The organism is Stenotrophomonas sp. P2112, assembly GCF_041897515.1.
GTDB lineage: Bacteria > Pseudomonadota > Gammaproteobacteria > Xanthomonadales > Xanthomonadaceae > Stenotrophomonas > Stenotrophomonas sepilia.
Genome location: NZ_CP169216.1, coordinates 2,567,993 through 2,584,535, shown reverse-complemented (window position 1 = coordinate 2,584,535; position 16,543 = coordinate 2,567,993). Strand labels below are relative to the sequence as shown.

General features: G+C 66.6%; 12 protein-coding genes. 10 read left to right on the top strand and 2 right to left on the bottom strand.

Translation table 11 applies throughout. The annotated features are described in order from the left end of the window. Window positions 1–234 precede the first annotated feature (234 nt). The gene (locus tag ACEPA4_RS11980) at window positions 235–3,030 is read left to right on the top strand and encodes a beta-glucosidase (RefSeq protein ID WP_081275781.1); all 2,796 of its coding nucleotides are present in this window, start codon (window positions 235–237) and stop codon (window positions 3,028–3,030) included. Window positions 3,031–3,129: 99 nt separating this feature from the next. Here the strand turns inward: ACEPA4_RS11980 and ACEPA4_RS11975 are convergent, their stop codons facing one another. After that, window positions 3,130–4,026 (bottom strand): LysR family transcriptional regulator, encoded by an 897-nt coding sequence (locus ACEPA4_RS11975; protein WP_065178502.1) that lies wholly within the window; start codon window positions 4,024–4,026, stop codon window positions 3,130–3,132. A gap of 106 nt (window positions 4,027–4,132) precedes the next feature. Between ACEPA4_RS11975 and ACEPA4_RS11970 the strand changes: the two genes are divergently transcribed. The 3 genes from ACEPA4_RS11970 to ACEPA4_RS11960 all read left to right on the top strand — a co-directional run bounded on the left by ACEPA4_RS11970 (window position 4,133) and on the right by ACEPA4_RS11960 (window position 8,010). After that, window positions 4,133–5,494, top strand: coding sequence for an MFS transporter (locus tag ACEPA4_RS11970; RefSeq protein WP_279946358.1), 1,362 nt, complete (start codon window positions 4,133–4,135; stop codon window positions 5,492–5,494). Continuing rightward, window positions 5,491–5,877, top strand: coding sequence for a DUF4440 domain-containing protein (locus ACEPA4_RS11965; protein WP_005417047.1), 387 nt, complete (start codon window positions 5,491–5,493; stop codon window positions 5,875–5,877). The genes ACEPA4_RS11970 and ACEPA4_RS11965 overlap by 4 nt, the downstream gene beginning before the upstream one ends. A gap of 222 nt (window positions 5,878–6,099) precedes the next feature. After that, window positions 6,100–8,010 carry a CocE/NonD family hydrolase gene (locus ACEPA4_RS11960; RefSeq protein WP_374082867.1) on the top strand — a complete coding sequence of 637 codons (1,911 nt, stop codon included), beginning with the start codon at window positions 6,100–6,102 and terminating at the stop codon, window positions 8,008–8,010. A gap of 268 nt (window positions 8,011–8,278) precedes the next feature. On the opposite strand, the gene ACEPA4_RS11955 is transcribed toward ACEPA4_RS11960, so the two are convergent. Beyond that, window positions 8,279–9,232, bottom strand: a complete 954-nt coding sequence (locus ACEPA4_RS11955) for an AraC family transcriptional regulator (protein ID WP_053499560.1) — start codon at window positions 9,230–9,232, stop codon at window positions 8,279–8,281. Window positions 9,233–9,552: 320 nt separating this feature from the next. Here ACEPA4_RS11955 and ACEPA4_RS11950 point away from each other — a divergent pair, with 320 nt between their 5' ends. The 6 genes from ACEPA4_RS11950 to dld all read left to right on the top strand — a co-directional run bounded on the left by ACEPA4_RS11950 (window position 9,553) and on the right by dld (window position 16,437). Continuing rightward, window positions 9,553–10,311 (top strand): SDR family NAD(P)-dependent oxidoreductase, encoded by a 759-nt coding sequence (locus ACEPA4_RS11950; protein ID WP_065185748.1) that lies wholly within the window; start codon window positions 9,553–9,555, stop codon window positions 10,309–10,311. Window positions 10,312–10,440: 129 nt separating this feature from the next. Beyond that, entirely contained in the window at window positions 10,441–10,893 is a 453-nt protein-coding gene (locus ACEPA4_RS11945; protein ID WP_005413774.1) for an MgtC/SapB family protein, read from the top strand. 220 nt (window positions 10,894–11,113) lie between these two features. Continuing rightward, window positions 11,114–12,772, top strand: a complete 1,659-nt coding sequence (gene lldP / locus ACEPA4_RS11940; RefSeq protein ID WP_065185779.1) for an L-lactate permease — start codon at window positions 11,114–11,116, stop codon at window positions 12,770–12,772. 53 nt (window positions 12,773–12,825) lie between these two features. Further along, window positions 12,826–13,590 carry a transcriptional regulator LldR gene (gene lldR / locus ACEPA4_RS11935; RefSeq protein ID WP_005417039.1) on the top strand — a complete coding sequence of 255 codons (765 nt, stop codon included), beginning with the start codon at window positions 12,826–12,828 and terminating at the stop codon, window positions 13,588–13,590. Between the two features lie 4 nt (window positions 13,591–13,594). After that, a complete protein-coding gene (gene lldD, locus ACEPA4_RS11930) occupies window positions 13,595–14,734 on the top strand; it encodes an FMN-dependent L-lactate dehydrogenase LldD (protein ID WP_065178497.1) in 1,140 nt (379 codons plus the stop codon). After that, the gene (gene dld, locus ACEPA4_RS11925; RefSeq protein ID WP_005417037.1) at window positions 14,731–16,437 is read left to right on the top strand and encodes a D-lactate dehydrogenase; all 1,707 of its coding nucleotides are present in this window, start codon (window positions 14,731–14,733) and stop codon (window positions 16,435–16,437) included. Before lldD ends, dld begins: the two co-directional genes overlap by 4 nt. Window positions 16,438–16,543 lie beyond the last annotated feature (106 nt).

Sequence of the window (16,543 nt, the reverse complement as noted above, 5' to 3'; positions counted from 1 at the left end):
ACTTAGGTCCTGTTGACAGGTGTGAACGCCCTCGCACAATCTTCACAGGATTGGGTCGCCCTGCGCGGCCCGGGCAGGCAGGTTGTCACGGCGGGAGGAGGGTCCCGCGCGCAGACCGGCCCGTCCTTCGGCCTGCGGGAGGTTGCCTGGCAACCCCTGCGCGGCATGAACGCTGCACCCTTCGGCGGCACTTTCCCTGGACCGATTGCCTTGGCAACGGAATTACGCCCGTCGATGAAAACGTTTACAAAGCAGCTTGTACTGTCCCTGGCCCTGTCCGCTGCACTGGCCGCTCCGGCCTGGGCCGACCCTGCCGCGTTCACCGTGCTGACCCTGGAACAGGCCCCGACCGCCGAGGCGATGCCGGCCCTGGCCGCCCAGCTGAAGACCCTGCAGGTGGACGCGGTGAGCGTGCGCCAGGTGCAGCGCGGCATCGGCCAGGTCGATCCGCTGCAGGTGCTGGCCGACGGACTGGGTTACGAATACCGCTTCATTGCCGCGGGCAGGGATGATGGCCAGACCCAGCGCGGCCAGGCCGTACTGACCCGGCTGCCGATCGCCGCTGAATCCGGCCCGGACCAGCCGGGCCTGAACTACCTGCGCCTGGACGATGGCCGCCACACCGTGGCGGTCTATACCGATGCCGGTGCAGGTGCCGCGCAGCTGCCAGCGCTGGTCACCCGTTCGCGGCTGGGTGCACCGGCGGTGCTGCTCGGCGCGGTGGCCGGTGAATCGGCCAAGGCCGCCGGCTTCGATCCGGCGCGTGTGGCGCTGGAAGCCGATGCCAGCTATTTCAGCGATGGTTTCCAGGCCGCCAGCAGCGCGCCGTTCAAGGTGGAAGGCAGCGCCTTGCGCGCCACCCTGCTGACACTGGCCTATGCCGCCGACACGCATGGCGACAGGCCGTGGATGGACACCACCCTCAACGCCGATGCGCGCGCCGCGCTGCTGCTGAAGGCGATGACCGAGGATGAGAAGTTCCAGATGCTGCACAGCTACTTCGGGCTGGGCAAGGATGGTGGCCCACTGCCGGAAGGCGCGGTCGGTTCGGCCGGTTTCGTGCCGGGCGTGGCGCGGCTGGGCATTCCGTCGCAGCAGTCGGCCGATGCCGGTGTCGGCGTGACCAATCCGGGCGGCATCCGCCCGGGTGATTTCGCCACGGCGATGCCATCGGGCCCATCCACCGCGTCCAGCTGGAACCGCGAAGTGGCTTTCGCCGGTGGCGCGACCATGGGCCGCGAGGCATGGCAGCAGCGCTTCAACATCCTGCTGTCGGGCAGCGTCAACCTGCAGCGCGATCCACGCAACGGCCGCAACTTCGAATATGCCGGTGAAGATCCGCTGCTGGCCGGTTCGATGGTCGGCGCGCTGATCCAGGGCGTGCAGAGCCAGCACGTGATCTCCTCGATGAAGCACTTCGCGCTGAACGACATGGAGACCCGCCGCAACTTCCACGACGTGCGCATCGGCGAGCAGGCCATGCACGAGTCGGACCTGCTGGCGTTCGAGATCGCGCTGGAAGCCGGCCGCCCGGGCGTGGCGATGTGCTCGTACAACAAGATCAACGGCACCTACGGCTGCGAGAACGGCTACCTGATGAACCAGGTGCTGAAGCAGGAATGGAAGTTCCCCGGTTTCGTGATGTCCGACTGGGGCGGCGTGCACAGCGGTTCGAAGGCGGCGCTGGCCGGCCTGGACCAGCAGTCGGCCGGTGAAGTGTTCGACGCAGCGGTGTTCTTCGACGAACCGCTGCGTCTGGCCGTGCATGGCGGCGTGGTGCCGCAGGCGCGCCTGAATGACATGGTCACGCGCATCCTGCGCACGATGTTCCTGCACGGCAACTTCGACAACCCGCCGCAGCACCAGAAGGTGGATGCCGAGGCCGGCTTCGCCGTGGCCCAGCGCACGGTGGAAGAGGGCAGCGTGCTGCTGCGCAATGAAGGCAACCTGCTGCCGCTGGCCGACAGCGTGAAGCGCATTGTCATCATCGGTGGCCACGCCGACAAGGGCGTGATCGGTGGCGGTGGTTCGTCGATGGTGGGCGTGACCGCCAAGGGCACCAACGCGGTGCCGGGCGTACTGCCGACCACCTGGCCGGGCCCGGTGATCTTCCACCCGTCCTCGCCGCTGGAATCGCTGCGTGCGGCGCGCCCTGACGCAACCATCGAGTATGTGGACGGGACCAATGCCGCCGCTGCGGCCAGGGCCGCCGCGCAGGCCGATGTGGCCATTGTGTTTGCCACGCAGTGGGCCGCCGAATCGGTGGACCTGCCGGACATGCAGCTGCCGGACAACCAGGACGCACTGATCTCGGCGGTGGCCGCGGCAAACCCGAAGACCGTGCTGGTGCTGGAAACCAACGGCCCGGTGCGCACCCCTTGGCTGGGGCAGGTGCCAGCGATGCTGCAGGCCTGGTACCCGGGCATCCGCGGCGGCGAAGGCATCGCCGCGCTGCTGACCGGTCAGGTCAATCCGTCGGGCCGCCTGCCGGTGACCTGGGTGACGGACGAATCGCAGCTGCCGCGCCCGCATATCGATGGCCTCGGCTTCAAGCCGGCCAAGCCGTTCGGTGATGTGTTCGATTTCGATATCGAAGGCGCCAACGTCGGCTACAAGTGGATGGCGGTCAAGGGCCTGACCCCGACCTTCGCCTTTGGTCATGGCCTGTCCTACACCTCGTTCGCCTATGACAACCTGAAGGTGAGCGTGGAAGGCTCGCGCCTGGTCGCCAGCGTCGATATCCGCAATACCGGCAAGCGCGCCGGCGCCGATGTGGCCCAGCTGTACCTGAAGCTGCCGGCAGGCAGCACCACGCCGATCCGCCTGATCGGCTACGACAAGGTGAACCTGCAGCCGGGCGAACAGCGCCGCATCCGCATCGAAGCCGAGCCGAAGACCCTGGCCCACTACGATGCACAGGCGCGCCAGTGGAAGATCGACGGTGGCACCTACCAGGTGCAGCTGGCGCGCAATGCCGCCGAGCCGCTGCAGACCGTGGACGTGCAGCTGGTGGAGCAGGTGCTGCGCTGATGCCTGACGACACGGCCCGCACAGGGCCGTGTCTGAAAAAGGGGACGGAGGGGATTAAGTCGTTTATGCATAAACGACTTAATCCCCTCCGTCCCCTTTTTATGTGGCGAACCGGTCGCGCAGGAAATCAATCAGCTGCCGTACCTTCGGTGAGGGCTGCGTGCTGTGCGGGTAGACCGCGTAGACACTCTGCTGCGGGAAGCGGTGCTGGCGCAGCACCGGGCGCAGCCGGTCCTGGGCCAGGTCGTCCTCGATCAGCCAGCGTGGCAGCACGGTGACCCCGGCGCCGGCCAGGGCGAACGCGCGCAGGCTGCTGGCACCATCCACGCGTACCACCGCGTTGCCCGGGTTGGTGGCAAACAGGGCGCCGCTGCCATCAGGCGCGATCACCGGCACATCGGCCAGGCGCGGATAGCCCAGGCGGGGCAGGGTGCCCAGCTGTGCCGGGTCATCGGCAGCCTCGGCAGAGGGCAGACGCGCCAGCAGCGAGGGAGCGGCCACCGCGCACAGTGGGTGGCGCTCCAGTTCACTGGCGTGAAGGCCCGAATCCGGCAGGCGGCCGAGGCGGATCGCCAGGTCGAAGCGTTCGGGAATGAGGTCCGCTGGCGCTGGAGAAGTTGATAGGTGCAGCTGCAGGGCCGGGTGCTGCGCGCGGAACGCCTCCAACGCGGGAATCAGGCGTAGCTGGGCGTACTCCGGTGTGGTGGTCAGGCGCAGCACGCCCTGCAGCTGGTGCTGGTCGCGGCGCGCGGCATCGATCGCCGCCTGCGCAGCATCCAATGCCTGCACGCAATGTTGCAGGAACTGCTCGCCGGCCTCGGTCAGGGCCAAGTGGCGGGTGCTGCGCAACAGCAGGGTCACGCCCAGCTCCTGCTCCAGCCGCTTCAGGTTGAAGCTGACCACCGCGCGGCTGAGGCCGAGCCGATCGGCCGCAGCGGTCAGGCTGCCGGCTTCGACCACGGCACGGAAAATATCGAAGCGATCGAGGCTGACCATGGCGATTCATTGTCAAAACAGTTTTGACAGTGTCGCAGGTGATGTCGTGTTTTTCCAACAACCCCCCGGGCGGCATGCTGATGGCTTCTCTGTTGGAGCGCCGCCGATGCCGTCCCCCCGCCTGCGCCATGAGGCGATTTTCCTGCTGGTATTCGCCCTGGATCTGGTCAACATGTTCATCGCCACGGTGGCCTATCCGGCATTGGCAGCGGAGCTGCACGCCGACGTCAGCACCCTGGCCTGGGTCGGCACGGCGTACATGCTGGGCCTGAGCGTGGTGATTCCGCTGGCGCCGTGGCTGGCCGCGCGCTGTGGCGAGCGTCGCTTGCTGCTGGTGGCGTTGCTGTTGTACGCGGTTGCCGCTGCGCTGGCAGGTTCCGCATCGGGGATCGGCTGGCTGCTCGGATGGCGCCTGCTGCAGGGGTTGGCCGGCGGTCTGCTGATTCCCGTGGCACAAGCCGCGGCGTACCGGCAATGCACGGCCGGGCAACGTGGCGCGCTGACCCGTCGCATCCTGCTGGTGGCGCTTCTGGTGCCGGCCCTGGCACCGGCACTGGGCGGGCTGCTGGTGCAGTGGCTGTCCTGGCGCGGCGTGCTCTGGGCCAGCCTGCCATTGGCGGTGGTGGCCATCGGTCTGGTGCTGGCCTGGATGCCGGCCGACTGCGCGCGCAGTGCGCCGCGCCTGCAGGCCTATGCCCTGTCCACCGCGATGCTGGCGCTGGGCGCGCTGCTGCTGGCGCTGACCTGGCTGGGCGAATCGGGACATCGCGGTGCAGGTGCCGTGTTGCTGCTGGCCGCGCTGTTGCTGGCGGCGACGCACCTGCGGCATGCACGTCGGCAGGCGCAGCCACTGCTGCGCTGGTCGTTGCTGTCCCATCGCGGGCTGCGGCTGGCGATGCTGGTGTATCTCGCCGTACCCGGTGTGTTCATCGGCAGCCAACTGGTCAGTACCCTGCAATTGCACCACGCCGGTTACAGCGCGGCACGCATCGGCGCGCTGATGCTGCCCTGGGCGCTGGCTGCGGCCATCGCGATCATGGCCAGCAAGCGCCTGCTGGCTCGCTTCGGTCCGGCCGCGGTACTGCGCGCCGGCATGCTCCTGCAGGCCAGCGGCCTGTTGTTGATGGCGCTGCTGCCGCAGCCGGCCTTCGTGCTGGCCGGATTGTTGTTCGCGTTGATGGGCGCCGGCGGCAGCCTGTGCAGCAGCACCGCGCAGACGCTGGCCTTCCATGGCGTGGAAGGTGAGGCGTTGGGCGATGCCAGTGCACTCTGGAACCTCAACCGCCAGCTCAGCTTCTGCCTCGGCACCGCCGCCATCGCACTGCTGCTGGCATTGGCCATGCAATGGCTGCCGGCACGCGCCACCAGCGTGGCGCTGGGTTTGGCCGCTGCAATGACGCTGCTGCCGATGGCGCTGCTGCGCCGTTCGCAATCGATCTCTCTTTCCCAACCCGAGACAATGCAATGACGATGACCGCAGAGAACGAGTTCCATGATCTGATCGCCAAGCTGCAGGCCTGGTTCCGTGCGGAAGCAGCCGCCAGTACGCTGGATGCGCTGATGGATCATTTCTGCACCGACTTCAGCATGGTCGGTATTGCTGGGCAGCGCCTGGACCGCGAAGCACTGGCCGGCATGTTCGCTGGCGGCCACGGTGCCCGCCCGGGCCTGTGTATCGAAATCGATGCCCTGCAGTTCATTGCGGTGCCGGCACCGTTGGCAATGCTGCGCTACCGTGAAGGGCAGGGCGTTGCTGAAGGTGGGATGGCCTGGCGTGAAGCACTGGCCGTGCTGCGGCAGGAAGACGGCCGTTGGCGTTGGCTGGCGTTGCATGAAGTAACGGCAGCCTGATCGGGTAGTGCCGGCCGCTGGCCGGCAACTTCATGATCCTGGGGCGCGTTACGCGGCTGCCGGCCAGCGGCCGGCACTACCTTTCGCCGACGAGCGCAGCGGCACCGCAGGCACATGTGCCATCAGTCCTGCCCGCATCCACCGAAGAATGCAAAGCCTGCGCACACTTCACGGCGCCAGGCAGGAGTAGGCTTGGGGCTTTCCTGCCGGGAGGGGTTGTCCATGCGTGTGCGTGCCGTCGCTGTAGCCATTGCCCTTTGCCTGTCCAGCACCGTGCTGGCCGCCGATACCCCGCCGATGACCCCGGATATCAGCGGCAAGCCGTTCGTTGCCCCGGATGTCGGTCGCGACTACGACAAGCGCGTGGTGATGGTGCCGATGCGTGATGGCACCAAGCTGTACACGGTGATCGTGGTGCCCAAGGGCGCCCACAATGCGCCGATTCTGCTGACCCGGACCCCCTATGATGCTGCCGGTCGCGCCAGCCGCAGTGATTCGCCGCGCATGCGCGACCTGTTGCCGCAGGGTGACGAGGTGTTTGTCGACGGCGGCTACATCCGCGTGTTCCAGGATATCCGCGGCAAGCATGGCTCCGAGGGCGATTACGTGATGACCCGGCCGCTGCGCGGGCCATTGAACAACACCCAGGTCGACCATTCCACCGACGCCTGGGACACCATCGACTGGTTGGTGAAGAACGTGCCGGAGAGCAATGGCAAGGTCGGCATGCTCGGCTCGTCGTACGAGGGCTTCACCGTGGTGATGGCGCTGACCGACCCGCACCCGGCACTGAAGGTGGCCGCACCACAGAGCCCGATGGTCGATGGTTGGATGGGCGACGACTGGCTCAATTACGGTACGTTCCGCCAGGTCAACTTCAACTACTTCGCCATGCAGACCGAGAAGCGCGGCAAGGGTACGCCGCTGCCCAGCCTCGGCTACGACGACTACAGCACCTTCCTGCGCATCGGTTCGGCCGGTGACTATGCGCGCTTCACCGGCGTGGACCAGCTGACCTGGTGGAAGAAGCTGGTCGAGCATCCGGCCTATGACGGCTTCTGGCAGGGCCAGGCGCTGGACGCGGTGATGGCAAGGACACCGCTGAAGGTGCCGACCATGTGGCTGCAGGGCCTGTGGGACCAGGAGGACATGTGGGGTGCCAACCACGCCTATCAGGCGATGGAAGGACGCGATAGCGGCAACAACCGCAATTACCTGGTGATGGGCCCGTGGCGACACAGCCAGGTGAACTACAGCGGCAGCGAACTGGGTGCGCTGAAGTTCGACGGCGATACCGCGCTGCAGTTCCGCCGCGACGTGCTCAAGCCCTTCTTCGACCAGTACCTGGTGGATGGCGCGCCGAAGGCCGATACGCCACCGGTGCTGATCTACAACACCGGCGAAAACCACTGGGACCGCTTGAAGGGTTGGCCGCGCAGCTGCGACAAGGGGTGTGCCGCCAGCAGCAAGCCGCTGTACCTGCGCGCCGGCGGCAAGCTGGCGTTCCAGGCACCGGCGGCGGGCGAGGGTGATTTCGAGGAATACGTGTCCGACCCGGCCAAGCCGGTGCCGTTCGTGCCGCGCCCGGTGCGCTTCGGTGACCGCGACATGTGGACCACCTGGCTGGTCAAGGACCAGCGCTTTGTCGATGGTCGCCCGGACGTGCTGACCTTCATCACCGAACCGCTGACCGCGCCGCTGCGCATCGGCGGCGCGCCGGTGGTGCACCTGCAGGCCTCGACCAGCGGCACCGACAGCGACTGGGTGGTGAAGCTGATCGACGTGTATCCGGACCAGGAAGCGTCGACGCCGGAAATGGGGGGCTATGAGTTGCCGGTGTCGCTGGCGATCTTCCGTGGCCGCTACCGCGAGAGCTTCAGCGATCCGAAGCCGCTGCCCGCCAACCAGGTGCTGCCGTACCGTTTTGACCTGCCCAACGCCAACCACACGTTCCAGAAGGGCCACCGGGTGATGGTGCAGGTGCAGTCCAGCCTGTTCCCGTTGTACGACCGCAACCCGCAGACCTACGTGCCGAACATCTACCTGGCCAAGCCGGGCGATTACCAGAAGGCCACGCAGCGCGTGTGGCACAGCGCGGCGCAGGCCAGCTACATCGATCTACCGGTGTATTGAGGCCCGCAGGGTGACGCCGGGCCGTGCCTGGTAGCACGTGGTAGTGCCGGTCGCTGGCCGGCATCGGCGATGGCGCGAGAGCGTGTCGACCAAGGTCGACACCTACCGGGGCTGAGTCATGGCAGGTTGATTCAGGCGGGTGTGGTAGTGCCGGCCGCTGGCCGGCATCGGCGATGGCGCAGGAGCGTGTCGACCAAGGTCGACACCTACCAAAGCTGGGCCATGGCATGCCGATCGACCAAGGTCGACACCTACCGGGCAGAGGCTTTCAGCCGACCTTCGAGGGGCCCGTACGCCAGCGGCTGGGGACCAGGCCGAAGCGCTTGCGGAACGCGGCGGCGAAGTTGCTGGGGTGGCGGTAGCCGCTGGCGGCGGCAGCCTGCTCGACGGTCCATCCGTTTTCGCGCAGGCCCTGTTCGGCATGGCGCATGCGCTGCTCATGCAGGTAGTCGAACACCGAGCTTCCATATTGCTGGGCAAAATGGCGGCGCAAGGAGCTGGGGCTCATGCAGGCCAGCTGGGCCAGTTCGATCAGGCTGTGGGCATGGCTGGGGTCGTCATGCAGATAGCTGCGCACTCGCTCCAGCCGCTCGCGCTGGCCGGCGCGCAGCGTGCGTATATGCTCGGTCTGCATATCCTCGGCCTGCAGGCCGACGGCCAACACCTGCAGGGCCACGCCTTCGCGCCACAGCGCATCGATGTCGTCCTGCCAGGGGCTGTCGAACAATTGGGCGAGCGTCGGCAGCAAGGCATGCGGAATGGCCCAGTGGCGGCACTGCAGAGGGGAATGAAGGACCCGTTGTAGTGCCGGCAGGCGCAGCATGTCCACGTCCAGATCGGCCGGTACGCTCAAGCTGACCCCGCGCAGGTGGCTGCCACCGGGATGCAGCCCGGCCATCGACACAGGTTCATGGTGGCTGGTGGTCATGCCTGTGCCGGCGCGCAGGGTGAACCCCTTGCGACGAGGAAACTGGACATCCACTTCGCCCTGAAGCATCAGGCGGATGGTCAGGCCGGCACCGTGCACAGCGGTGGCCGTGTAGGTGAACCGGTTGTGCACGTCAGAGGCGATCAGGCCCAGGCCACCGCGCAGTGACTGTTCGTGGACGTCGCCACGCCCTGCCCATTGGTCGTCGCGAAGTTCACTCCCTTCGATCCGGTAGTCGTAGCCATGGCGTTCGCCGAACTGGCGGTAATCAGCAAAAGTGAAATATCGGGACATCGCTCTGCGCAAACACAGGTTGAATTGAATGTGTCGAAGAATCTGGAAGCGTTTCCCATTGTCGCCGCGATTCGCGCGCTTTTGACTTCGATAAGGTCAAAACGATTGGCGATTACGGCCAAAGTGAAAATGCCGAAGAACATACGCCGGCGTTTTGCACGCATATCCGTACGTAGTTCCATACATAAACTGCGGTTGAGGTTTCATGGCTGGAACGATCTGGAGATGCGATGTCAGCCCGACCATCACGGGCGTGCGCGTAGGGTGGGTGGGTTGGCTGTTGCAGGCCACTTTGATACCCCCACCGATGGAGAATGAAGATGATTGATTACCAGTTGACCGGCAAGACCGCGATCGTGACCGGCGGCGTGTCGGGCATCGGCCTGGCCGTGGCCCAGACACTGGCCACATCCGGTGCCCGTATCTCGGTCTGGGACCTCAAGCAGGATGCAGTGGATGCCACCGTGGCGCAGTTGCGCAGCACCGGCACACAGGCCATCGGCATCGCGCTGGACGTCACCGACGACGCGGCGGTGGAGGCAGCGGTGCAGCGCACGATCAAGGAACTCGACGGCCTGCACGTGGCGGTCAACAACGCCGGCATCAGCGGGCCGGCGGCCAGCAGCGGCGACTATCCGATTGATGGCTGGCAGCGCGTGATCGATGTCAACCTCACCAGCGTGTTCCTGTGCCAGCGTGCGCAGATCCAGGCCATGCGCGCGGCCGGCACGGGCGGCAGCATCATCAACATGGCCTCGATCCTGGGCCAGGTGGGCTATGCCGGTTCCACTGCGTACGTGGCGGCCAAGCACGGCGTGGTCGGGCTGACCCAGACCGCCGCCTGGGAGCATGCGGCCGACGGCATTCGTGTCAACGCGGTCGGCCCGGGCTTCATCAGCACACCGCTGCTGGAGAAGATGGACCCGAAGGTGCGCGCCACGCTGGAAGGGCGGCACGCGTTGAAGCGGCTGGGTACGCCGGAGGAAGTGGCCGCATTGGTAGCCTGGCTGGCCAGCGACGATGCCTCGTTCGCGACCGGCACGTACTACGCCATCGATGGTGGCTACCTCGCGCAGTGATGCGCTGAACGCGGGTTGCGGCGTCGCCGGGCATCGCCCGGCGCTACCGGGTGAACGCACTGTGGGGTGGTCTTCACCTCTGTGCCACGCATGCCACGCGACGCTCGGGGAAATACCCGGAGCCTGCCCATGGAACTCACCCAGGATGTCTCGATCCTGCTGCGCGTAGCCGCAGCGATGCTGTTCGGCGGTGTGCTCGGTGTCGAGCGGGAAATGGGCAAGCACGCCGCCGGCCTGCGTACGCACATGCTCATTGCCGGAGCGGCGGCATTGATCGTCGGTCTCGGCGACTCGGTGGCCGAGCATTTCCAGCAGGAGCGTTACCGCGATCTGCTGCAGGTTGATCCGGTGCGCCTGATCGAAGCGGTGGTGGCCTGTGTCGGCTTCGTGGCCGCTGGCACCATTCTGCGCGGCTCACGCGAGGACCAGGTCAGCGGCTTGACCACGGCCAGTTCGCTGATCATGGCGGCGGCGATCGGGATTGCGGTGGGGATCAGCAAGTACGTGATCGCGATCGGGGTCAGCGTGCTGTGCGTGCTGGTGCTGGCGGTGATGCGGCGGTTGGAGAAACGGATCTCGTAGGGAAGGTCGAGTTGTCGGCCAGCGGCCGGCACCATAATGGCTCTAATGGTCTGACCAATATGAAGACTAGCCCTATGGTCTAATAGGCTCTTCGTCGGAGAGGCGGTTAAATCCGCTGCAAGTGGTCTGATCGCGATCATTAATGGTAATACCAATGATCGACGGCCACGGCGACCCACCGCCTGCGGTGGGCTCCTTCCGTTTCCAGTCGAGAGTCTTCATGCAGCCCTGGCAACACCTGTACGACCCCGCCGGCAACCTGTGGTTGTCGAGCCTGATCGCGCTGCTGCCGATCGCGTTCTTCTTCGTTGCCCTGGCAGTGCTGCGCATGAAGGGCTGGCTGGCCGGCACGATCACCGTGGCCATCGCACTCAGCGTGGCCCTGTTGTTCTACCGCATGCCGGTGCCCCAGGCGCTGGGCGCGGCCGGCTTCGGTTTCGTCTACGGCCTGTGGCCCATCGCGTGGATCATCATCGGTGCGGTGTTCCTCTACAAAGTTTCGGTCAAGACCGGGCAGTTCGACATCATCCGGGCCTCGATCCTCTCGGTGACCGAAGATCAGCGCCTGCAGATGCTGATGGTCGGCTTCGCTTTTGGCGCCTTCCTGGAAGGGGCGGCCGGTTTCGGTGCGCCGGTGGCGATCACCGCAGCGTTGCTGGTCGGGCTGGGCTTCAAGCCGCTGTATGCCGCCGGCCTGTGCCTGATCGTCAACACCGCGCCGGTAGCGTTCGGCGCGATGGGCATTCCGATCATCGTGGCCGGGCAGGTCACCGGCCTGGACGCATTCGAGATCGGCCAGATGGCCGGCCGCCAGTTGCCGTTCCTGACCATCATCGTGCTGTTCTGGATCATGGCGATCATGGATGGTTGGCGCGGTATCAAGGAGACCTGGCCGGCGGTGCTGGTTGCGGGTGGTTCGTTCGCCATCGCGCAGTACCTGACCTCCAATTTCATCGGCCCGGAACTACCGGACATCACCGCGTCGCTCGCGTCGCTGGTGTGCCTGACCCTGTTCCTGCGCCGCTGGAAGCCGGTGCGGATCTTCCGTTTCGACACCGAAACCAGCGCCGAGGCGGCCGCACAGGCACTGGAGGCACCGCGCCACAGCGTCGGCCAGATCGCCAGGGCATGGTCGCCGTTCCTGATCCTCACCGCGATGGTCACGCTGTGGAGCATCAAGCCGTTCAAGTCGCTGTTCGCGGCGGGCGGTCCGCTGGAAGGCTGGGTGCTGAAGATCCCAGTGCCGGGCCTGGACCAGCTGGTGCAGAAGATGCCACCGATCGTGGATGCGCCGCTGAGCTATGACGCCATCTACAGGTTCGACTGGTTCTCGGCCACCGGTACCTCGATCATCCTGGCCGGGGTGATTGCCATCATCGTGCTGCGCATGCCTGCACGTTCGGCGCTGCAGACCTTCGGCGAGACCGTGCGTGAGCTGCGCATGCCGATCTACTCGATTGGCATGGTGCTGGCGTTCGCCTTCATCGCCAACTACTCGGGACTGTCTGCCACGTTGGCCCTGGCGCTGGCGCATACCGGCGACGCGTTCCCGTTCTTCTCACCGTTCCTGGGCTGGCTGGGCGTGTTCCTGACCGGTTCGGACACCTCGTCCAATGCCTTGTTCTCGGCACTGCAGGCCACCACCGCACAGCAGATCGGCGTGTCCGACGTGCTGCTGGTAGCGGCCAACACCACCGGCGGTGTCACCGGCAAGATGATCTCACCGCAGTCGATCGCCATTGCCTGCGCGGCGGTCGGCCTGGCCGGCAAGGAGTCGGATCTGTTCCGCTTCACGGTCAAGCACAGCCTGATCTTCACCACGATGGTCGGCCTGATCACCCTGGCCCAGGCTTACTGGCTGACCTGGATGATTCCCTGAGCCATGCGCGGCTGGCCGACCACCCGCTGCGCGCTTCGGGCCACAATGGCGCCATGAGCACGCAACGTATTTCGGACAAGGTGGCTGCGCAGCTGCGCGGCCTGGTGCAGGAACAACAGCTGCGGCCGGGCGACCGGCTGCCGGCCGAGCGCACCCTGGCGGTGCAGCTGGGGGTCTCGCGCACCGCGCTGCGCGAGGCCATCGCGCAGCTGGCCAGCCAGGGCCTGTTGACCGCACGGGTCGGTGGCGGCACCTACGTGGCCGAGCCTGCGGCACGCGCGCGGCAGGCGCTGGATGAACCGCTGGCGCCGTACCTGCCGCTGTTCCAGGGCGACCCGGAATACCGCTTCGACGTGCTGGAGATCCGCCACGCGCTGGAAGGTGCCACCGCCTGGCATGCGGCGCTGCGTGCCACCGACGAGGACCGCGCGCGCATCGCACAGGCCTTCCAGACCATGATGGACGCGCACGGCAAGGACGACCCCACCGGCGAGGCGGAGGCCGACGCGGCCTTCCACCTGTCCATCGCCGAGGCCTCGCACAACCTGGTGCTGCTGCAGGTGATGCGCGGGCTGTTCGAACTGCTGCAGACCAACATCTCGCAGAGCCGCGAAAAGCTCTACACCTCGGCGAGGACCTTCTCGCCGCTGTCCGACCAGCACCGCGAGATGATGGATGCGGTGCTGGCCGGCGACCCCGAACGCGCGCGCGCCGCCGCGCATGCCCACCTCGAGTTCGTGCACACCACGCTGCGCACCCTCGATGACAACGAAGCCCGGCGTGCGCGGGCCTCGCGCCTGCCTTCCCCCCACGGTTGACCCCATGATCATCTCCGCCTCCACCGATTACCGTGCTGCTGCCGAACGCCGGCTGCCGCCGTTCCTGTTCCACTACATCGATGGCGGCGCGTATGCCGAGCACACGCTGAAGCGCAACGTTTCCGACCTGTCCGACATCGCGCTGCGCCAGCGCATCCTGCGCAACATGTCCGACCTGAGCCTGGAAACCCAGCTGTTCGGCGAAAAACTGGCGATGCCGGTGGCGCTCGCGCCGGTCGGCCTGACCGGAATGTATGCGCGGCGCGGCGAGGTACAGGCGGCGCGCGCGGCCGACAGCCGCGGCATCCCGTTCACCCTGTCCACGGTGTCGGTGTGCCCGATCGAGGAAGTGGCACCGGCCATCCAGCGGCCGATGTGGTTCCAGCTGTACGTGCTGCGTGACCGTGGCTTCATGCGCAACGCGCTGGAGCGGGCGCAGGCCGCCGGCGTGACCACGCTGGTGTTCACCGTGGACATGCCGGTGCCGGGCGCGCGCTACCGCGATGCACACTCGGGCATGAGCGGCCCGAATGCCTCGCTGCGCCGTATCGGCCAGGCCATCACCCATCCGCACTGGGCGTGGGACGTGGGCCTGTTCGGCCGCCCGCATGACCTCGGCAACATCTCCACCTACCGCGGCAACCCGACCGGGCTGGAGGATTACATCGGTTGGCTGGGCAGCAACTTCGATCCCTCCATTTCGTGGAAGGACCTGGAGTGGATCCGCGAATTCTGGAAGGGCCCGATGGTGATCAAGGGCATCCTCGACCCGGATGACGCGCGTGATGCGGTGAAGTTCGGTGCCGATGGCATCGTGGTCTCCAATCACGGTGGCCGCCAGCTGGACGGCGTGCTGTCCACCGCACGTGCGTTGCCGGCCATCGCCGATGCGGTGCAGGGCGACCTGAAGATCCTCGCCGATTCCGGCATCCGCACTGGCCTGGACGTGGTGCGCATGTTGGCGCTGGGGGCCGATACCGTGCTGCTGGGCCGCGCCTTCATCTATGCGCTGGCCGCGCAGGGCGAGGCCGGCGTGGCCAACCTGCTGGACCTGATCGCCAAGGAAATGCGCGTGGCGATGACCCTGACCGGTGCGCGCCGCATCGCCGACATCGGCCGCGACTCGCTGGTCAGCCTGCCATGAGCGGCCACGACGCCGTGCTGGCACAGTTGCGCGATGCGGTCGGCAATCGCCATGTAATGACCGGCGACAAGGCTACGCGCCGCTTCCGCCGCGGCTACCGTTTCGGCGATGGCCCAGTGCTGGCGGTGGTGCGCCCGGGGACGCTGCTGGAACTGTGGCGCGTGCTGCAGGCAGCGGTGCAGGGCGGCGCGGCGATCATCCTGCAGGCGGCCAACACCGGCCTGACCGGCGGCTCGACCCCGGACGGCGATGACTATGGCCGGCCGATCGTGCTGGTCAACACGCTGCGCCTGACCGGCATCCAGTTGTTGAACGAAGGCCGCCAGGTGCTGTGCCTGCCCGGTGCCACGCTGGACCGCCTGGAGCAGACGCTGGCCCCGCTGGGTCGCGAACCGCATTCGGTGATCGGCTCGTCCTGCATCGGTGCCTCGGTGCTGGGCGGCATCTGCAACAACTCCGGTGGCGCGCTGGTGCGACGTGGCCCGGCCTACACCGAGCTGGCGCTGTATGCGCAGGTCGATGCGCAGGGCCAGTTGCAGCTGGTCAACCATCTGGGCATCGCGCTGGGTGATACGCCCGAGCAGATCCTGCAGCGCCTGCAGGCCGGTGACTACACGGCCGCCGACGTGGGCGATGGCGACGGCCGTGCGGCTTCCGATCCACGCTATGCCGAGGAAGTACGCAAAGTCGGTGCCGATACTCCCGCACGCTTCAATGCGGATCCCAGCCGCCACTTCGAGGCAGCGGGATCTGCCGGCAAGCTGGCAGTGTTCGCGGTGCGCCTGGACACCTTCGAGAAGGAGGCTGCCGAGGTCTTCTATATCGGCAGCAATCGCACCGACAGCCTCACCGCGATCCGTCGCCAGCTGCTGACCGGCTTCGAGCGCCTGCCGATCGCGGGCGAGTACATTCACCGCGATGCCTATGACATCGGCGAGCGCTACGGCAAGGACAGCTTCCTGCTGATCGATCGCCTCGGTACCTCCCGTGTGCCCGCGGCGTTCGCATTGAAGAGCCGCGTTGATGGCTGGTTCGAACGGCTGGGCCTGCGCGGGGTGACCGACCGGGTGATGCAGGTGCTGACCGGCCTGCTGCCCTCGCACCTGCCAAAGCGCATGGGCGAGTTCCGGCAACGCTACGAGCATCACCTGTTGCTGAAGGTCTCTGCCCAGGACGCTGCGGAAACCGAGGCCTGGTTGCGCGGGTTCTTCGCCGGGCACGAAGGCGGCTATTTCCACTGCACGGCCGAGGAGGGACGCAAGGCGTTCCTGCATCGCTTCGCGGTGGCCGGTGCGGCAGTCCGCTATCGTGAAGTGCATCGTGAGCAGGTGCAGGACATCGTCGCGCTGGATATCGCATTGCGCCGCGACGATACGGATTGGTTCGAGCAGTTGCCGGCCGATATCGACGGCCGCCTGCTGCACAAGCTGTACTACGGCCACTTCCTGTGCCACGTGTTCCACCAGGACTACATCGCGCGCAAGGGCGAAGACCCGGTGGCGATCGAGCATGCGATGTGGGCGCTGCTGGACCAGCGTGGCGCCGAGTATCCGGCCGAGCACAACGTCGGCCACCTGTACCCGGCCAAGCCGGCGTTGGCAGGTTTCTACCGGCAGCTGGACCCGAGCAATACCTTCAACCCGGGTATTGGCCAGACGTCGAAGGCGAAGGGGTGGGGCAGCTGCGATTGCAGTGGGCATTGAGGACGGACAGGGCAGTCGAGCGTGGCTCGACGCTACAAGGGCGATGCCGGGCAGGTCCGCCGCCGTCCGGGTAACGGTTACCATCGGAATCCCAGCCACAGGAGCC

Coding starts and splice junctions, on each gene's coding strand:
- ACEPA4_RS11950 (WP_065185748.1), top strand. CDS start 9,553: ATGATTGATTACCAGTTGACCGGCAAGACCGCGATCGTGACCGGCGGC.
- ACEPA4_RS11970 (WP_279946358.1), top strand. CDS start 4,133: ATGCCGTCCCCCCGCCTGCGCCATGAGGCGATTTTCCTGCTGGTATTC.
- ACEPA4_RS11965 (WP_005417047.1), top strand. CDS start 5,491: ATGACGATGACCGCAGAGAACGAGTTCCATGATCTGATCGCCAAGCTG.
- ACEPA4_RS11945 (WP_005413774.1), top strand. CDS start 10,441: ATGGAACTCACCCAGGATGTCTCGATCCTGCTGCGCGTAGCCGCAGCG.
- lldD (WP_065178497.1), top strand. CDS start 13,595: ATGATCATCTCCGCCTCCACCGATTACCGTGCTGCTGCCGAACGCCGG.
- dld (WP_005417037.1), top strand. CDS start 14,731: ATGAGCGGCCACGACGCCGTGCTGGCACAGTTGCGCGATGCGGTCGGC.
- ACEPA4_RS11960 (WP_374082867.1), top strand. CDS start 6,100: ATGCGTGTGCGTGCCGTCGCTGTAGCCATTGCCCTTTGCCTGTCCAGC.
- ACEPA4_RS11955 (WP_053499560.1), bottom strand. CDS start 9,232: ATGTCCCGATATTTCACTTTTGCTGATTACCGCCAGTTCGGCGAACGC.
- ACEPA4_RS11980 (WP_081275781.1), top strand. CDS start 235: ATGAAAACGTTTACAAAGCAGCTTGTACTGTCCCTGGCCCTGTCCGCT.
- lldR (WP_005417039.1), top strand. CDS start 12,826: ATGAGCACGCAACGTATTTCGGACAAGGTGGCTGCGCAGCTGCGCGGC.
- ACEPA4_RS11975 (WP_065178502.1), bottom strand. CDS start 4,026: ATGGTCAGCCTCGATCGCTTCGATATTTTCCGTGCCGTGGTCGAAGCC.
- lldP (WP_065185779.1), top strand. CDS start 11,114: ATGCAGCCCTGGCAACACCTGTACGACCCCGCCGGCAACCTGTGGTTG.